The following is a 17,346-nucleotide window of genomic DNA, read 5'->3' as shown; positions in this document are numbered from 1 at the left end:
GTCGCGAAGGCCTGGGTAACGAAGCGCAACGCCAACCAATAACTGCTTACCGACTGGGCCCCGGCCTGCGCCGGGGAAGCAGATAGAAAAGCGTCGGTTCGCTCCCCTCCAGACAGCGTCGATTCAACCGCATCACGACTCCTGCCAGAGCCATGCCCGGTATCGGCGAATCGCCGGTCAGGCTCGGAAATCAGTGGGATCGGGGCAATGCGGACGGCTGTCTTGAAGAAAGAGATGATTGCGGTGGCCGAGGCGGTGGACCAGCGCCTGCTCGACTATCTTGCCAGGCTTGGCGTGAGCGAATCGGCGCTGGCGCGAACCTTTATCGACTTGCCGCCGATCGGCCTGACGATGGCGCAGACCGATCGCCAGGGCGGTTGGGAACCGGGCGGGAACAAGCGCTATTTCGTGCAGCCGGTCCATGACGGGAGGACGCTGATCGATCTTGTCGTGTGGCGACCGGACGAGCCGCACCGTCACTGGCTGCGGCACGGCATCGCCTGGGCACTGGGCGAGGCCGAACTGCGCGCAGTCGTCTCGGCAGAACCGATGCTCCATGTCAGCGCGCTCGACTGGCTGCGTGCCGCAGGGCGCGGGTCGGTGATCCTCGACTGGGGCGCGCCCGAACTGTCCGGGCTGATCGCCCATCGGACGATCCGCTGCGCCACGCCGGCGCTGGCCACCGCGCTCAGCACCATCATCGAGCGCCGCATCCGCCGCCCCAATATTATCGTCGCCCCCAATTCTAGCATCACCCAGAAAGGATAGACATGCTGATCAACTTTGCCGACCTTGACCTTACCGAAGACGATCGGACCGAAGACGATCAGGCACCGCACGGCGGCCTGGTGTCGCTGTCGCTCGGCGAATTCCTGCAAATGGAATTCCCCCGCCGCGAAATGTTGCTGGCGCCGTGGTTGCCGGCCAAGGGGCTGGCGATGGTGTTCGCGCCGCGCGGTGTCGGCAAGACGCATTTCGCTCTGGGTGTGGCGCATGCCGTCGCCACCGGCGGCCGATTCCTGCGCTGGACGGCGCCCGCTGCCCGGCCTGTGCTGCTGCTTGACGGCGAAATGCCGGCAATCGCGCTGCAGGAGCGGCTCGCCAGAATCACGGAGAATGACCAGAGCGGCGGCTTGGCCGATGGCCGCTTGCGCGTGCTGGCATCCGATCTGTGCCCGTTCGGCATGCCCGATCTCTCCACACCGGTCGGGCGGCGCCAGATCGAGCCGGTGATCCGCGACGCCGAGCTGATCGTGGTGGACAATCTGTCGACCATCTGCCGTTCGGGCCGCGAGAATGAAGCGGAGAGCTGGGCATCGGTGCAGGACTGGGCACTGACGCAGCGTCGCGCCGGACGCAGCGTGCTGTTCGTCCATCATGCCGGCAAGGGCGGCGAGCAGCGCGGCACCTCGCGCCGCGAGGATGTGATGGACAGCGTGGTGAGGCTCAGCCGGCCGGACGATTATCTCGCAACCGATGGCGCGCGCTTCGTCGTCACCTTCACCAAGAACCGCGGTTTCACCGGCGCTGACGCGGCCCCGTTCGAGGCGGGGTTCAGCGACAACCAATGGACGATGCGCGACATTGCGGACAGCCGGGGCGAAGCGAACAGGTTGCAGGATAATGTCGCGGACCTGATCGCCGATGGCCTGAGCCAACGCCAAATGGCGGCCGAGCTTGGCGTCTCGCTGGGAACGGTCAACCGGTTGGTCAAAAAGGCGCGGCGCGCGGACGGCGCGGCACAGGGCGCTGAATGTTCAACCGTTCAAAGTGTATAGCGGATTGAACGGTTGAACACCCGAAGCCGCTCCTCCCCGGTACGAGGAGGATTTGATGGCCAGCAGCGCGATCGTTGAACGCTTCGGGGATTAGCGCGCCACCATCATGCTGCGTGCGATCTTCTTGGCCCGGATAGCTCGCCACAATATTTTATGGGCAATCTGCATTACGGAGCCACATTGGGAATTTTCGCTAGTGGTTGGTTAGCGGACGTTGCACCAGCTTCCGATAGCGATCGCCACTCCGAGGCCAGCGAGTGCGAGATAAAGGCCCGCGAGCACCCAAAAAGCAGAAGGGGACTTATCTCGACTGGCGTCAGGTAGGCTTCTGAAAACGCTCATCATGTTTCTGCCTGCGAACCCTGCAGACAACAAAAGGACAGAGTGAACTATGAGCGCTAGTCCAATGAATACCGGGATGTTCATCCTACCCTTCTACAGAAGTTTCTGATGTCGGCTATTGGGCGAGAGCGGACCGGCAGGTTCTAGGTTGGCGCTCAGGCGGTCGAACGACCGGCACTGGGGCGGTAGCCGATAGGCGGTCGTATTTCCAATAAGCAGGCTGCAAACGACCCGGAATGGGTTGCTACCTGCCGAATACAGCCGATGAACGAGTTACTCTTTCAGGTGCAGTGCCACGCGAATGCCGATGGAGTCGTCTCGGTCGGTGGCCGTTTGGTTTACACGCTCAGCAGACCGCAGCTGCCGCAGAACTGTGCCCCAAGAGCCCCCTCTCACGACCCTCCGGTCACACACTCCCGTCACCGGTTGAGCATTGCCGTGTCTCTCTGAATAATCCTTGCTCGAACAGTCTTCGACCCATTCGCCGACGTTGCCGATCATGTCGTAAAGTCCGAACGCGTTTGGCTGAAAGGAGCCGACCGCGGCGGTGTTCAGAACGCGATCGTCGCACGTGCCAAAGTTCTCAACGTACGAGAGCTTCACGTATTTCCTGCGCGCTGTCTGGTCAGTGCCATTCATGTAGCGACATGCCTGGTTGGGGTCGTCGCCCCAAGGGTAGGCGCCGCTGCCCCCTGCCCTAGCTGCATATTCCCACTCCGCTTCGGACAGTAAGCGGTAGCCGCCCCGCGTACGGGTATTGAGCCAGGCAACATAGTCTTTCGCATCCTGCCAACTGATGCAGGTGACAGGATGATCCGGGCGTTGCGCAAAGCCTGGGTCGCGAAAGTTCGAACGTTCGTCCGGCTGCCAATCGCCGATGTGCCGGCGGTCAGTGATGCAGCCGCCGACGACCGGGCGATGTGTATTGCGCACGAAGCCCTCATATTGTCTGCGAGTGATTTCGTAGCGGCTGACCGCGAATGGACGGTCGATCGAAATCGCCTGTTGCGGACCCTCGTCCTTGCCTCTGCCGGCTTCAGTCTCGGGCGAACCGAGGAGGAACTTCCCCGGCGGAACGACGATCATTTCCGGGCAATCGGCGCAGTCGCGAGATACCTTGCCGGGTGTGAAAGCGGCCCGATCTGAGGCAGCAACGGGCGATCCGACGACCAAGACGGCGAGCGTCAATACGCCGGCAGTTTTCCAGTTGCTCATCGTTGCTAGGTATCAGTCATCCCCGGCCGCCAAATCAAGTGCTCCAGATTAAAATTCTCCAGAACGCGGCCAAGGTCCGCAATCGGGGCGAAAGCAGTCACACTGATCCATGAGGTCGCGATCAATTCACTCCCCTCGCCCTTCTAGCAACGCGATAGACAAGCCAAAACATTGCCGCAATCGGCAGACCCCTAACGCGCCACCATCGTGCTGCGCGCGATCTTCGCGACCAGGCCGGGCAAACCGGGATAGCTCGCCTTGTGATAAGGCGACTGCCCATCGAGCGCGGCCGAGATGCGGCGATGCGCCTGGCCCAGCGCATGATAGGGCACGCCCGGCAGCAAATGGTGCAGCGCGTGATAACGCAAGCCGACCGGCGCCCACAGCATCGGCAGCAGCGCCGGTGGCGGCACATTGACCGTGTCGAGATACTGGGCGGTCACGGTCATGACCTCGCCCTCATTCTCCCACAGGTGCGCGACCAGGGTGCGGACCTGGTTGATCACCGCGACGCTGGAGGCGACCGCGAGGAAGATCAGAAAGGCGCGCAGCGGCACCACGCCGGTCGCGACCATGGTGAGCAGCGCGATCGCCCAGACGCTCGCCGCCGCTTCCTGCCACAGCCATTGCGTCTTCGCGGCGCCCTCGGGCGCGCGGCGGCGGAAGGACGGGTTGATCGACAGCGCCGAATAACGCTCGACCACCATCGTGCGCAGGCTTGGGATCAGCACGGACAGCGGCGCCAGCACGGCGAACCGCACCAGCAGCGCAACGGGCGCAAGAAGTGCGGCCAGCACGAACAGCGGCAAGGTCCATGGCTTCATCAACGCCAGCGGCAGATATTCGGGATCTTCCGACGTGCCATAACGCGTGCGCGCGTGGTGAAGGTTGTGCACGCCTTCATACATGAACGACGGCACGAGCAGCGGAATCCCCGCCAGCGCGTTCCAGCCGAAGCGGAAGCCGGGCAGTGCGGCATGCTTGATATGAGTCAGTTCGTGGATGAAGCTTTCGGCGCGGTACAGCGCGAGCACCGCCACGACGCCGGCAAGGATCGCCCAGCCGGTCGGCGCGAGCAGGATCGCCGCGGCCAGCGCGGCAAAGCCGATTACGGCGGATGCGATCAGGTCCGACCAATAGATCCACGCCCGTGGCGCGTTGAGCTCGCGGGTCAATTCCGCTGCGGTGCGCAACATGGTCTTGTCGTCGGCAATGCCCTGAGTCCGGGCGCGAACGGCGGCGTCGAGGCGCGCCGCGGCAGCGCGCCGGTCGAGAGTAAGAGAGCTGTCCATGGGTCGTTGCATTGCACAAAGATAGTGGCGGGATGGTGGCAATAACAGGGTTATAGCCGGCGCGGCGTTGCCCGCTTGACAGAATGGCGTGCAAGCGGGACTGCACTCACCTTCTGCAAAGAGGCGATCATATCTTGGCCACCCTGCCCCTCTCCATCCGCCCCGTCGCCACCAAACGCGACCGCAAGGCGTTCATCGACATCGCCTATCGGCTCAACAGCGACGATCCCAATTGGGTACCGCCATTGAAGGCGGAAGAGGCGGGCAAGATCGACCCGAAGAAGAATGGCTGGTTCAGCCATGCGATCGCGCAATTGTTCATCGCGACGCGTGGCGACCAGGTGGTCGGACGCATCTCCGCGCATATCGACACGCTTGCGCTCACCTTGCCGCCCGAACAGGGCTTCGGCCCGGGTGTCGGTTGCTGGGGCATGGTCGAAGCGGAAGACCGCAACGTCTGGCGCGCGCTGATCTCGGCGGCGGAAGGCTGGCTCAAGCAGCAGGGCATGACCCGCGCGCTCGGGCCGATCAGCCTGTCGGTCTGGGAAGAACCCGGCCTGCTGGTCGAGGGGCATGACCATCCCCCGACGGTGATGATGGGCCATCACAAGCCGCATTATCAGGAATGGGTCGAGGAAGCGGGTTATCAGGGCGTCAAGACGCTCTACACCTATGAGCTCGACATCACGAAGCAGTTCCCGCCGATCGTCCAGCGCATCGTCGCGGCGGGCGAGAAGAACGGCCGCATCACGATCCGCAAAGTCAACAAGGCGAAATTCGCCGACGAGGCGGCGCTCATCCTGGCCATCCTCAACGATGCATGGTCGGACAATTGGGGCTTCGTGCCGCTGACTCAGCCCGAGATCGACGATGTCGGCAAGAAATTGAAGCCGATCGTGTTCGAGGATTTGATCCGCATCGCCGAAGTCGATGGCGAGCCGGTCGCGTTCATGATCACGCTTCCCGACCTTAACGAAGCGATCAAGCCGCTCAACGGCAATCTGCTCCCGTTCGGCTGGGCCAAGCTGCTGCTCTGGCTGCGCGCGCCGAAAGTACGCACGATGCGCGTGCCGTTGATGGGCGTGGTCAAACGCATGCAGGCGTCTCGCCTCGCCAGCCAGCTTGCGCTGATGATGATCGAATATATCCGCCGCGACGCGGTGACCAATTTCGGCGCCACGCGCGGCGAGATCGGCTGGATCCTCGACGACAATCAGGGCATGCGCTCAATCGCCGAGATTATCGAATGCACCGTCAACAAGCGCTACGAGATCTACGAACGAACGCTTTGATCGGGTGGCAGACCCGCGATCCGTGGATTGGATCGCGGGCTGCATCTGAATCACTTTTCGAGCGGATCGAAATTGCGCTTCAGCCAATCGTCACGCGTCAGGCACAGCGTCGTCGCCAGTCGGCTACCGGTGCGCGTGTCTTTGACGCAATATTTGGTCGTCTTGGACTTGGTATTGGCCTGATCGGGCTGGGCTGCGCTCTTGTTGGCTGCGGCTGGCGCGGCCGGGTCGTTGGCGAGCGCCGGAGTTGCGGTCATCATTACGGCACCTGCAAGCGCCATCAGAATAGAATTTGTCATCGTCTACCTCCGCTGAGTGCGAACCATCAGTCTCGATCCGCTACTGTGGTAGTGCATTAGCCATGCCAAACACTCGAAAGATGCAATCTCAAAGGGTTAGCCAATTATGAGTTGCACAACTGCGAAAAATAATCCCGTTGATCAGCAATTTTTACCGATCATTGGCATTTTACGTGAGCACCAGCCCCCTGCGCTCAGAATTGCCAGCGATGAGATTCATCGTCAGCCACCGGCCTTAAAAACGGCGCGAAACTCCGAGATATATCTCGCTATCGGAGCTTGCATGGCTGAGGCCAACTGCACCGCCCAAATCGATTTGGAGAGCGTCATTCGCCATCCATCCAAACGACAGGCCAGCCAGCAGCTGCGTTGTCGCCTCCAGGGGGTCGTCATCGCGCAATGCCTGGAACTCGATAGTACCTGTGACCGCCGGGGTGATGGCCATTCCCAGCCCCATCGTGCCGCTATATGCCAGGTGCCGGCCGTGACCGTCCTGATCCACCGCTGCATCCAGTTCGGGCGAGAATTGGAGATTAAGCGCCTTACTTAAATCATAGGTGACGGGGACAACCAACCCGGTGCCCCAATCTCCTGCCCCGACTGGCCCCCGTCCGACCGGCACGGTTACGAACGGATGGATGGCCACCGAAAAACCGCTGCCGTCAGGATTGTGCAGATTTGCCTTGAAGCCAAGCAGCACGTCGCCGACCCGGTCGGCGCGATCGATCGTCCCGCTGTTTTTATCACGCGTTCGGACATGGCCGAACGGCGTCCAGCCGATCTGGCCTTCGACTGTGTCGGTCAGGCCGATACGGACCAGCGTATCGCCGATCAGGACCGTATCGCTGCGCATGCTCGAATCGTCTTCGCGGGTCCAGTCGATTAGCCCCGCCTCGAGCGAGACGTGTCCCGGCGCGACTGTGCAGGCCGGCGTGCCAATGCCCGGGCGCTCCGGGCAATAATCCCGCTCCGCAGCATGGGCGGTGCCGGACAACAAGCCCACCGAAACAGCGATGAGCAAATACTTCACGCTCAGCGCAGCCGTGCCCAGGTCGGGGCATGATCGCTCGCCTTTTCGCGCGCGCGATACTCCTTGTCGACGCCAGCATCGAGCAGCCGATCCGCGGCGATCGGGCTGAGCAGGAGATGGTCGATGCGGAACCCCGCATCGCGTTGCCAGGCGCCGGCCTGATAGTCCCAGAAGGTCCACACGCCCCCCTTGGGATGACGCGTGCGCAATGCATCGGTCCAGCCCTGCGCGACGAGCCGGCGAAAGGCTTCGCGGCTTTCGGGCTGCATCAGCGCATCGTCCTGCATCGCACGGACCGAGAAAGTGTCGTCGTCATTCGGGATGACATTATAGTCGCCCGCCAGAACGACCGGCTTTTCCTCGGCGAGCAAGTCGCGCGCGCGCGCAGCGAGCCGCTCCATCCAGCGCAATTTGTAATCGAATTTCGGCCCCGGCTGCGGATTGCCATTGGGCAGATAAATCGACGCGATCACCACGCCGTCCACCTCGGCCTCGAGATAACGGCTATGATCGTCCTCGGTCTCGCCCGCCAGGCCGCGTTGACGCTCGACCGGATCGCTGCCCTTCGCCAGCACCGCGACACCATTCCAGCTCTTCTGGCCGTGCCACACTGCCCCATAGCCTGCCGCGCGGATGTCCGCCTCGGGGAAAGTCTCGTCACTCGATTTCAATTCCTGCAGGCACACCACATCAGGCTGCTGCTCGGCCAGATACTCGATCAGGCGCGGCAGCCGCGCCTTGATCCCGTTCACATTATAGCTGACAATCTTCAACTTAGGTCAGACCGAAAAGCTCGAACCGCAACCGCAGCCCGAGGCGGCATTGGGGTTCTCGACCTTGAACGCGGCGCCACCGAGCGATTCGACATAATCGACCGCACACCCGCGCACCAGATCGAGGCTGATCGGATCGACCACCAGCTTGACCGCTTGCGTTTCCGCAACCGTATCATCGGCGGCGACCGTATCGGCGAGTTCGAACTTGTACTGGAAACCCGAACATCCGCCGCCATCGACCGCAAGGCGCAGGATGGCGGGCTTTCCCTGCCGCGCAGCGATCGCCGCGACGCGCGACGCCGCCGACGGCGTCAGTGTGATCTCGGCTTGAGCTAATGTGGCCATGGCAGGGAGATAGGCGGTCAGGGGCGCAACGGCAACCGCTTGGGGTGACCTGCTTCTGCTAACCCTCTCCCGCCTGGGGAGAGGAGCGAGACTTAATGAGCGAAGCGAATTTAGTCGCAGCGGTGAGGGTATTGCCATCAGCCGCACGTATGCCGCCAGTTCAGACCCTCACCCAACCCTCTCCCCCAAGCGGGAGAGGGTTAGAAGAAGGCTTACTGCCCGGCAGGGCCGCCGATGGAGGTCGGGGTCAGCTTGACCGCGCGGTCCTGCACCGTTTGCAGATAGTCTGCGGTCTGCAGGAATGGGATCGGGTTGACCGCATGGCCATCGATGCGGACTTCATAATGAAGATGGCTGCCCGTCGAACGCCCGGTCGAGCCCATCAACGCGATTAGCTGGCCGCGCTTTACCCGGGTATTGGCGGTGACGAGGATCTTCGACAGATGGCCGTAGCGCGTCTGGATGCCCTTGCCGTGGTTGATCTCGACCAGATTACCGTAGCCGCCCGAACGCTCGGCACGGCCGATGATGCCGTCGGCGGTGGCATAGACCGGCGTACCGAGCGGGCCGGGAATGTCGACGCCGGCATGCATCGCGGCGGTACCGCGGAATGGATCGGAACGGACGCCATAGTTGCTGGTGAAACTGAGATGCTCGACCGGCTGGGCCGAGGGGATCGCGATCACGCCCTGCTCAAGTGAATCGAGCTTCTTCCAGGTCATGAACAGCGAGCGGAATTGCAGGTCGGCACGCGTCTCGGCAGAGGCCTCGGCGCTGTCGGCAGCTTCGAATGGACCGCCCATTGCGGGCATCTTCGCGCGGCTCGCAAATCGCTCGGGCGCGATGCCGAGGCGGCGGACATGCTGGATGGTCATCGCATAACGCTGCTCGGCGGCATGACGGGCCTTCACGGCGAGCGTCACCTGACGAGCCTCGACCTGCTGTAGCGGCTTGATCACATCCGCAGCGACCTTGGCGTCGGCCGGATCGATGGTCGGCGCGGCCATCGACAGGGCGCGGGGGTCGGCCTTGCCCGTCATCACGGCAGAGATCAGCGCCTGGCGTTGCTCGACACGGGCAGCATGAGCCTCCGCGACAGTCTTGATCGCGGCGACATCGGCCTGCATCTTGGTGACGCGGGCCTGCATCTGGGCGACCTTGGCTTCGGGTGACAGCGGCGCATCGACGATGCCGCTCAATGCCACCGCGCCGACCGCGGCCTGCGCCACACCATAAGCCGAAAAACAAAGGGTGATGCCGGCAACGCCAGCCATCAGGGCCTGGGTGCGACCGCCGATGCTGAAGCGGCGAAGATCGCGGCCATCGTGAAAGATCACGTCACGGGTCGTAAAGTACGTCCGGAACCGCGCGATAAGATTCGCGGCAGACGCGACTGAAATCTTGCTCATTGAGTCCCCAACGACCTATTTGAGACACCGGGAGGATCGCCGGTGTCCGACTTTACGTCTCGATCGCAGCCCCTCCGCGTTCTTGACGACTGGGTTCTGACCCACGTTGTCACTATACGGCAAGGGCTTGCGTGGTTTACCGGGCTCAACCGGCTGAGTCGCACGGCGAGTCGTTGAACATCGGTTGAATCGTGCTGAAGATTTCCGTTGAACCAATCAGCGGTTCGCGCGTTCTGCGCCGAATCCGTTGATCATATTGAGGATTTCCCGATCAGGATTGGGCCTCAGCCGAGCTCCCTGACCGCTTCCAATACGCTCGCCGCATGGCCGGGCACGCGGACCTTGCGCCACACCCGCACCAGCACGCCTTGCGCGTCGAACAACCAGGTCGAGCGGTCGATGCCCATATAGGTTCTGCCGTACAGGTTCTTTTCGATCCAGACGCCGAAAGCATGGATCGCGGCTTCCTTATCGTCGCTCGCCAGCGGTACGGTCAGGTCGTATTTGTCGATGAATTTCTGATGCTTGGCCGGCGTATCGAGCGACACGCCGAGGATTTCGGCGCCGAGCGCGCGGAATTCGGGATAGAGAAGGCTGAAATCCTGCGCTTCGCGCGTGCAGCCTGCCGTGTCGTCCTTGGGATAGAAATACAGGATGAACGGCTTGCCGGCATAATCGCGGAGGTTGACCCGCCCGCCATCCGGGCTCGCCAGGTCGATATCGGGCAACGCCGCGCCTTGCTCGATCGTTTTCGCCATCATCTTCTCCCCGCTACGGAATGCCAGAAATCGTCGACGTCCTGCCGAGTCCGATCGAACGAGGCAATGGCCGCCTCCCAGTTTTCGAAGCCGAGCGCCCGGGCGATCAGCGCCCGCGTCGCCGATGCGGGCGTTTGCGCGTCGGGCGCGACCAGCCGCAGCGTGACGATCATGCGCGTCAGCAAATCATGCGCCGGCTTCATCGCGGCGGGCGCGATGCCCGCGGCCACGAGCTCGTCGATCGCCCGACCAAGATGCGGATCGAACCCGGTTAAATGGGTAAGCTGCGCGACATGAACCGCGAATTCGAGATCGACCAGGCCACCTGACAGCAGTTTTGCATCGAGCGGCCCGTGCGGCGGTTTGTGCGCCGCCATTTCGGTGCGCATGCTGGCGGCTTCCGCAACGACGTCGCGCTTGGGCCGGTCACCGGCCAAGACCTCGTCAATCACCGCTGTCACGGCGGCACGTGCATCCGCCGATCCGAAGACCGGTCGCGCCCGGGTTAGCGCCATATGTTCCCAGGTCCAGGCGCTTTCGCGCTGATACCGCGCGAAGCCGTCGAGCGAGACGCTGAGCGGCCCTTGCGTGCCCGACGGACGTAGCCGGGTATCGACCTCGTACAGCGGCCCGGCGGCGGTCGCGACCGACAGGGCCGCGGTAAGGCGCTGTGCGAGCCGATTATAGTAAAGCACTGCACCCAATGGTTTTTCTCCATCGGATTCGACCGAAAAATCGCCGGTGAAGAGGTAGATCAGATCGAGGTCGGACGCGTGCGTCATCGCTCCGCCGCCCATCCGTCCAAGCGCGAGGATGATCAATTCGCTGTCCGGGACATGCCCGTGCCGCAGCGCGAAATCGGCGACCGTTTCGCGCGCCAGCGTCTCGATCGCCGCCTCGGCGACACGCGCATAACCAGCCGCGACGTCGAGCGGATCGGATGCACCGGCAACGATCTGCGTGCCCAATGCGAAACGCTTCTCGCCAACGATTTTGCGGACATGATCCAGCTGCGCCTGATAGTCCGCATCGCCTTCGCCCGCCGCCATCTCGGCCGCCAATGCTGCGACCGACCCGACGGGATCAAGCGCGGTCGCGTCGATCAACCCGTCAAGCAATTCCACGCGTCGCCCGAGCGCCTCCGCCAGCGGCGCCGCATGACTGAGGATTGCACCAAGCAACCGGGCGAGCGCCGGTCGCGCTTCGATCAACCGGAGGAAATTGATCGCACTGGGCAGCCGCGCGAGCATCGCGTCGAGCCGCAGGATCGCGGCATGCGGGTCGGGCGAGGTTCCCAGCGCCTCGACCAGCCCGGGCAGCACCGCCTCGAGCGCTTCGAGCGCGGCCGGACTGCGCAACGCGGCATAGCTCCCCGCGCGCCACTGTACGATGCGCTGCACCGCGCCGTCGATATCGGTAAAGCCCGCCGCCCCAAGCTGCTCGGCAAGGCGGTCCCTGTCATTCGACAGGGCGGCTTCATCGTCAGGTTCGATCGAATCATAGATTTGCGCTGTGCGCGCGACGTGCGGACGCAGCAGGTCGAGCAGTACCGCCGCGTCGGCAACGCCGTGCAGGCGCGCCACCCCGTCGAGCGCCGCGCCGACCGGCAAATGATGAGTCTGGCGATCATCGACCATCTGCACACGGTGTTCGATCGTACGGAACAACGTGTAAGCTGCGGTCATCGCCGCAGCTTCATCGCTACCGATCCATCCCGCTTCGGCCAGCTTCGCCAGCGCATCTCGCGTTGCGGGCGCACGCAGCACCGGATCGCGCCCGCCATGGATCAATTGATGGATCTGCGCGAAGAACTCGACCTCGCGGATACCGCCGCGTCCACGCTTCAGATCAAAGCCGGGGCCGAATAGCTGCCCTTGCGAATGGTGGTCGCGGATGCGGCGCGAAATGCCTCTGATCTCGCCAATCGCGCCGAAATCGAGCGCGCGGCGCCACACGAACGGCCGCACCGCTTCGAGGAAACGGCGCCCCAGGGCGACATCGCCCGCAGCGGCGCGGGCGCGAATGAAGGCGGCGCGTTCCCAGGGCAGCGCCTGTGATTCATAATAACCAATCGCCGCCTCGACCGGCAGCGCGATCGGCGTCGCCTCGGGCGATGGCCGCAAGCGCAGATCGACGCGCAGGACATAACCGTCGCCGTCGCGCGCCTGGAGCAGCTCGACCACGCGCTTGCCGATCCGCACTGCCGCCTCTTGCGGATCCTCGCGCGACCGGCAGGGCAGGGTTTCGGGGTCGAAGATCAGGATCGGATCGATGTCCGACGAATAGTTGAGCTCATGACTGCCCTGCTTGCCCAGCGCGATCGCGGTAAAACCGGCCGGCTCGGCGCCCGGCGTACGCTCCTCGATCGCGGCGCGGATCGCGGTATCGAGCGCGCGATCGGCGAAATCGCTGAGCGCCCCGGTCACCGCGGTGAGATCGAGTGCGTCAGCGAGATCACCCAGTGCCACGATCAGCGCGAGCCGTCGCCGCTCAAGCCGCAACCGCCGGCCGACGGGCATGGCCGCATCATCGATGACGATATTGCCAAGCGCCGGCAACACACCATGCTGCAAGCTCGCCACGATCTCCGGCTCACGCCCCATGATCATCGCGAGGAATGGCGCATCGGCCATTGCGCGGCCGACGGCAGCGATGATCCGGGGGTCTGGTGGGGCGTTGCTCATCTGCTCGGGACCGACATCGACCTAAGGACAAATACTTGGCAAGCAACAATTCGTAACGCCGGGCGTTGAGGGGACATGTCGAAACCCCTATCCTTGATGCCCGGAACAAATACCGCAGGTACTTTCACGGTCAGTCCGCCTCGGGCCGGCGACATGATTGGCGGCGCCTTGCGGTCGGTTTTCGACCAGTGCGGCACGCCTGATGATATGCTCGCGCTGCTCAAATGCCTCGATCAGGTCGAGGCAATTCCAGCTCGGAACTAATCGACCGTCTCAGCCGCGATCGCGACTGAGTTCCTCGACATCTCCCATGATCGTGTCGAGCGCCGTCATGCCCGGCTCATTGGTGTGCGTGCGGCGCGACGGCAATGATCCGTCGCTCAGGATCGCCTCGAGCGCCACGCGACCGCGCGCGACGCGGCTCTTGATCGTGCCCACGGCGACGCCGCAAATCTCGGCCGCTTCTTCATAAGCAAAGCCGCCCGCGCCAACGAGAATCAGCGCCTCACGCTGCGGCTGCGGCAAGTGGAGCAATGCACGCTGCATATCACCCAGTTCGACGTGCTTGTCCTGACTTGCCGGCGCGGCAAGGATACGGTCGGCGACAAGGTCATCCCATTCGCCCTTGAAGCGCGCACGGCGCATCTGGCTGAGATACAGATTGCGCAGGATGATGAAGGTCCAGGCGCGCATATTGGTGCCGGCCTGGAAGCGTTGCCGCGCCGCCCAGGCCTTCATCAGCGTTTCCTGTACCAGATCGTCGGCCAGGTCGCGATTGCCCGATAGCGAGCGGCCAAAGGCGCGCAAATGCGGAATGACCTGAGCCAGTTCCTTCTTGAACTCTGGATCGGAAAGCGGGACGTGCTCGACCGGCTCGTGGCCGATCTCATCGTCGCTCGCATCGGCATCAGTCATGCACATCCGTTTCGTATGGCGTGGTTTGGTGTCGCTAGCGACAAACATAGGCAGAGCGCCGCACGAATGCCAGCACTCGCCATGATTTCAATTGCTTGGCGTCAGCGCCAAAGCACGATGATCGCGAAGATCACAATCACCAGCGGCAAGGAGATGCCGAGGATATAGCGCGTCATCTTCGGCGTCGCGCCCGCACGGGCATCCTGGCCGTCGATATGGGTTTCTTCTTGGTCGGTCATGCAGGGTCAACCCGCGAAAACCGTTTTGGGTCCGTATCGTTATTGCGTGCCGATCGATTTTTCGAAAAAACACACGATACGAACCCGGTACTCGGCCACCCGATCAGGCGGCCGGCACGGTCGCCTGATCGAAGAACAGAGCTTGGCTGATCGCCGCCTTGACGGTCGAGCGCTGGAACGGCTTGGTGATCAGGAAGGTGGGCTCCGGCCGTTCGCCGGTCAGCAGCCGCTCCGGGAACGCGGTAATGAAGATCACAGGCACCTGGAATTCGGCCAGGATATCCTTGACCGCATCGATTCCCGAACTGTCGTCGGCGAGCTGGATGTCGGCCAGCACTAGGCCGGGACGGTCCTCCATCGCCAGCGCGACGGCCTCGTCGCGGGTGACGGCGACGCCGGTCACGTCATGCCCCAGATCGCGCACGATCGCTTCGATATCCATCGCGATGATCGGCTCATCCTCAATGATCAGGACGCGAGCGCGGGTCTGCTTCTCGATTTCGGACAGTGCCTCGGCGACCAGCGTATCGACTTCGCTCGTCTCCACATCGATGAGATAGGCCGCGTCCTCGGGCGTGAATCCCTCCATCGCGGTGAGCAGCAGCGCCTGGCGCGACAAAGGGGTCATCCGCGCCAGCCGTGCGCGCGCGATCGATTCATAATCGTCGCTGCCCGAATTCTCCGGCGTCTCGTCAAAATTGGTCGAATTCCAGATCGCCTGGAACGTCCGGTAAAGACCAAGGCGGGGATCGACATCGCGTGGAAATTCGGTCGGCGCCGCGACGATCGCCTCCAGAGTGGCACGGACATAGCGATCACCATGCGACTGGCTACCGGTCAGGGCGCGACCGTAACGGCGCAGGAAGGGAAGGTGTGGGGCAAGCTGCTGTCCAAGCGACATGGCTGTCGAAGTCTCCTGACGTGAAAGCGTCGTCCTTTTGGAAGGGACATTACGCCAATGCAACGCGTTTAAATGCCCGCGCGCAAATGCCGGGCTTTTTCGCATCGGACGTGGAACCATCGAGACGATCTTTTGTTTCATGCTATCGTCGCGGGCTGTATGCGCGACGAATGGCCGGGCTCTTCCGGTCGATTTTTCCGGTATGCCCGGTTTTCGCCGGATGCTCAGGGGGGACGACATTGAGTTCGGGCGAAGAGTCTTCGAAAAAGCCGCAAGCTTCCGGCGCGGCGAAGGTCCAAAGCAAGGATCGTGACATGGGAGCCGCATTGCGTACTGTCTATCAAAAGACGGTAGAAGAGGACATTCCAGCCGAAATGCTCGACCTTCTGGGTAAACTCGACTGACGGCGGCGTGATCGAATCGACATCCGAACGCGCAGCTTTGGCCAGACGATCTTCGCTGTTTCTGTCGCAAATCCCGACCGGCGCCAAAATCTTCCTGATCCTGAGTACGGCCCTGCTCCCGCTGGCGATCATCGCCTTTTTCGCGACGTTGAAGACCACGCAAAACGCCGACGCCGATGCGCGCGCGCGATTACGCGTCGCGATATCCGAAAGTGCGCGCAAGGTAGCGATCGAACTGGTCGGCGATATGACGGCGCTGCGCGTTGCACTCAACGCACTCGACAGCGATCCGGGCGATGCGCCGAACTGCGCGCGCGTTCAGGGCGTCTTTGCGCAACAGGCGGCTGCCGGAACACGTTTCGTGATCACCGACCGGGCCGGCCGCGTACTGTGTGGCAGCGCATTGTCAGCCGACATGGCGCCACCCACCGTCCCCAGCGAAGCGCCGATCGCCGCGCGCTTAGTACCCGACAAAGGGCTAATGCTGGCAATCAAGGGCGCCAATGGCGCGGCGGCGAAGGCGAGCGTCTATTTCCCCGCCGAGTTCCTGGCCGAGATCGGCCAGCCAAGCGGTTTCACCCCCCCTTTTTCTACGACGCTGATCCGCGAAGACGAATCGCTGCGGCTCGTTTCCCTGCCTGCCAGGGGGCCGCTCGAGCGGCGCGAGACGCAAATTCAGCCGCTCGGCATCGGCGAGTTGAGTCTGCAGATGAGCGTGCGCAGCCTGCCGATCACTTCACCACTGCTGATCGCGTTGCTGCTGCCGATCCTGATGTGGGCGGCGGCCGCCAGCATCAGCTGGTTCATCGTCGACCGGCTGTTGATCCGCCCGTTGCGGCAATTGCGCACGAGTGTCGCCGCCTATGTTCCGGGTGAGCTGATCGACCCGGCGCAAGTACGTGCCTTGCCCGCTCAGGAGATTCGCGAACTCGGCGATACTTTCCGCACGATCAGCCGCACCGTTGCCGAACATGAAGCCGGTCTGGCTGAAGGGCTGGTGCGGCAGACCCGCCTGACTCGCGAAGTCCATCACCGGGTGAAGAACAATCTTCAGGTCATTGCTAGCCTGATCAATTTCCATGCGCGCGGCGCCAAATCGCGTGAGGCAACTGACGCCTATGCCGGAATCCAGCGCCGCGTCGATGCGCTCGCGGTCGTCCATCGCCATCATTTCGCCGAGATGGAAGAACATCGCGGGCTCTCGCTGCGCTCGGTGGTCGGCGAACTCGCCTCGAACATTCGTGCGACCGCCCCCGAAGGATCGTCACAGATCGGCATCGCGATCGATGTCGAGCCCTATCTGGTCAATCAGGATGTCGCGATCGCCGTCGCCTTTCTCATCACCGAAATCGTCGAGCTGGCGATGAGTTGCAATCCGGCGGCGCAGATCAGGATTTCGGTCAAGGCCGCTGAAGTGCCGGAGCGGGCAATCCTGCGCCTCAGCTCGACCGCGCTGATCGAAGGCGATGTGCTACGTGAGATCGTGACCGAACGCTATGGACGTGTGATTGAAGGGTTGTCGCGCCAGCTTCGTTCCAAGCTCCACCATGATCCGCTGATCGGCGCCTACGAAATCGCCATCGCGGTTACGGGACGTGACTGATCCAAAAGATTCGAAATTTTTTTAAAATCGTTGGAACTCGATTTGCGGAAGCACGTTTGGCTAT

17 protein-coding genes are annotated in these 17,346 nt (G+C 62.8%); 5 read left to right on the top strand and 12 right to left on the bottom strand.

Going from position 1 to position 17,346, the window contains the following annotated elements; genetic code table 11:
* The first annotated feature begins 207 nt into the window (after positions 1-207).
* Both G4G27_RS03345 and G4G27_RS03340 read left to right on the top strand, forming a co-directional pair.
* Positions 208-768: a hypothetical protein gene (locus tag G4G27_RS03345; RefSeq protein ID WP_183112041.1), complete on the top strand. Its 561-nt coding sequence runs from the start codon at positions 208-210 to the stop codon at positions 766-768.
* A 2-nt stretch (positions 769-770) separates the two neighbouring features.
* A complete protein-coding gene (locus tag G4G27_RS03340; protein WP_183112040.1) occupies positions 771-1,778 on the top strand; it encodes an AAA family ATPase in 1,008 nt (335 codons plus the stop codon).
* Positions 1,779-2,393: 615 nt separating this feature from the next.
* On the opposite strand, the gene G4G27_RS03335 is transcribed toward G4G27_RS03340, so the two are convergent.
* Entirely contained in the window at positions 2,394-3,335 is a 942-nt protein-coding gene (locus G4G27_RS03335; RefSeq protein ID WP_183112039.1) for a formylglycine-generating enzyme family protein, read from the bottom strand.
* 191 nt (positions 3,336-3,526) lie between these two features.
* Positions 3,527-4,627, bottom strand: coding sequence for a fatty acid desaturase (locus tag G4G27_RS03330; RefSeq protein WP_183112038.1), 1,101 nt, complete (start codon positions 4,625-4,627; stop codon positions 3,527-3,529).
* 134 nt (positions 4,628-4,761) lie between these two features.
* On the opposite strand from G4G27_RS03330, the gene G4G27_RS03325 reads away from it, so the two are divergent.
* Positions 4,762-5,919, top strand: coding sequence for an N-acetyltransferase (locus G4G27_RS03325; protein WP_183112037.1), 1,158 nt, complete (start codon positions 4,762-4,764; stop codon positions 5,917-5,919).
* 50 nt (positions 5,920-5,969) lie between these two features.
* Here the strand turns inward: G4G27_RS03325 and G4G27_RS03320 are convergent, their stop codons facing one another.
* The 10 genes from G4G27_RS03320 to G4G27_RS03275 form a co-directional block, all read right to left on the bottom strand.
* The gene (locus G4G27_RS03320) at positions 5,970-6,218 is read right to left on the bottom strand and encodes a hypothetical protein (protein WP_183112036.1); all 249 of its coding nucleotides are present in this window, start codon (positions 6,216-6,218) and stop codon (positions 5,970-5,972) included.
* Between the two features lie 235 nt (positions 6,219-6,453).
* Complete coding sequence (locus G4G27_RS03315; protein WP_244624670.1) at positions 6,454-7,221, bottom strand: transporter; 768 nt, start codon at positions 7,219-7,221, stop codon at positions 6,454-6,456.
* A 29-nt stretch (positions 7,222-7,250) separates the two neighbouring features.
* Positions 7,251-8,021 carry an exodeoxyribonuclease III gene (gene xth / locus G4G27_RS03310; protein WP_183112035.1) on the bottom strand — a complete coding sequence of 257 codons (771 nt, stop codon included), beginning with the start codon at positions 8,019-8,021 and terminating at the stop codon, positions 7,251-7,253.
* 6 nt (positions 8,022-8,027) lie between these two features.
* Positions 8,028-8,369: an iron-sulfur cluster insertion protein ErpA gene (gene erpA, locus G4G27_RS03305; RefSeq protein WP_183112034.1), complete on the bottom strand. Its 342-nt coding sequence runs from the start codon at positions 8,367-8,369 to the stop codon at positions 8,028-8,030.
* A 212-nt stretch (positions 8,370-8,581) separates the two neighbouring features.
* On the bottom strand, positions 8,582-9,778 hold the full coding sequence (locus tag G4G27_RS03300; RefSeq protein WP_183112033.1) for a peptidoglycan DD-metalloendopeptidase family protein: 1,197 nt from the start codon (positions 9,776-9,778) through the stop codon (positions 8,582-8,584).
* A gap of 284 nt (positions 9,779-10,062) precedes the next feature.
* Positions 10,063-10,536 (bottom strand): peroxiredoxin, encoded by a 474-nt coding sequence (locus G4G27_RS03295; protein WP_183112032.1) that lies wholly within the window; start codon positions 10,534-10,536, stop codon positions 10,063-10,065.
* Complete coding sequence (gene glnE, locus G4G27_RS03290) at positions 10,536-13,220, bottom strand: bifunctional [glutamate--ammonia ligase]-adenylyl-L-tyrosine phosphorylase/[glutamate--ammonia-ligase] adenylyltransferase (protein ID WP_244624534.1); 2,685 nt, start codon at positions 13,218-13,220, stop codon at positions 10,536-10,538. The genes G4G27_RS03295 and glnE overlap by 1 nt, the downstream gene beginning before the upstream one ends.
* 273 nt (positions 13,221-13,493) lie before the next feature.
* Positions 13,494-14,135: a sigma-70 family RNA polymerase sigma factor gene (locus G4G27_RS03285; RefSeq protein ID WP_183112031.1), complete on the bottom strand. Its 642-nt coding sequence runs from the start codon at positions 14,133-14,135 to the stop codon at positions 13,494-13,496.
* A gap of 101 nt (positions 14,136-14,236) precedes the next feature.
* Entirely contained in the window at positions 14,237-14,374 is a 138-nt protein-coding gene (locus tag G4G27_RS03280; RefSeq protein WP_183112030.1) for a hypothetical protein, read from the bottom strand.
* 103 nt (positions 14,375-14,477) lie between these two features.
* A complete protein-coding gene (locus G4G27_RS03275; RefSeq protein ID WP_183112029.1) occupies positions 14,478-15,275 on the bottom strand; it encodes a response regulator in 798 nt (265 codons plus the stop codon).
* A gap of 239 nt (positions 15,276-15,514) precedes the next feature.
* On the opposite strand from G4G27_RS03275, the gene G4G27_RS24110 reads away from it, so the two are divergent.
* The gene (locus tag G4G27_RS24110; protein WP_345940686.1) at positions 15,515-15,679 is read left to right on the top strand and encodes a NepR family anti-sigma factor; all 165 of its coding nucleotides are present in this window, start codon (positions 15,515-15,517) and stop codon (positions 15,677-15,679) included.
* A gap of 10 nt (positions 15,680-15,689) precedes the next feature.
* On the top strand, positions 15,690-17,282 hold the full coding sequence (locus tag G4G27_RS03265) for a histidine kinase dimerization/phosphoacceptor domain -containing protein (protein ID WP_244624669.1): 1,593 nt from the start codon (positions 15,690-15,692) through the stop codon (positions 17,280-17,282).
* The last annotated feature ends 64 nt before the right edge of the window (positions 17,283-17,346 follow it).

The organism is Sphingomonas sp. So64.6b, from assembly GCF_014171475.1.
GTDB lineage: Bacteria > Pseudomonadota > Alphaproteobacteria > Sphingomonadales > Sphingomonadaceae > Sphingomonas > Sphingomonas alpina_A.
This window is presented reverse-complemented; position numbering and strand designations above follow the sequence as displayed.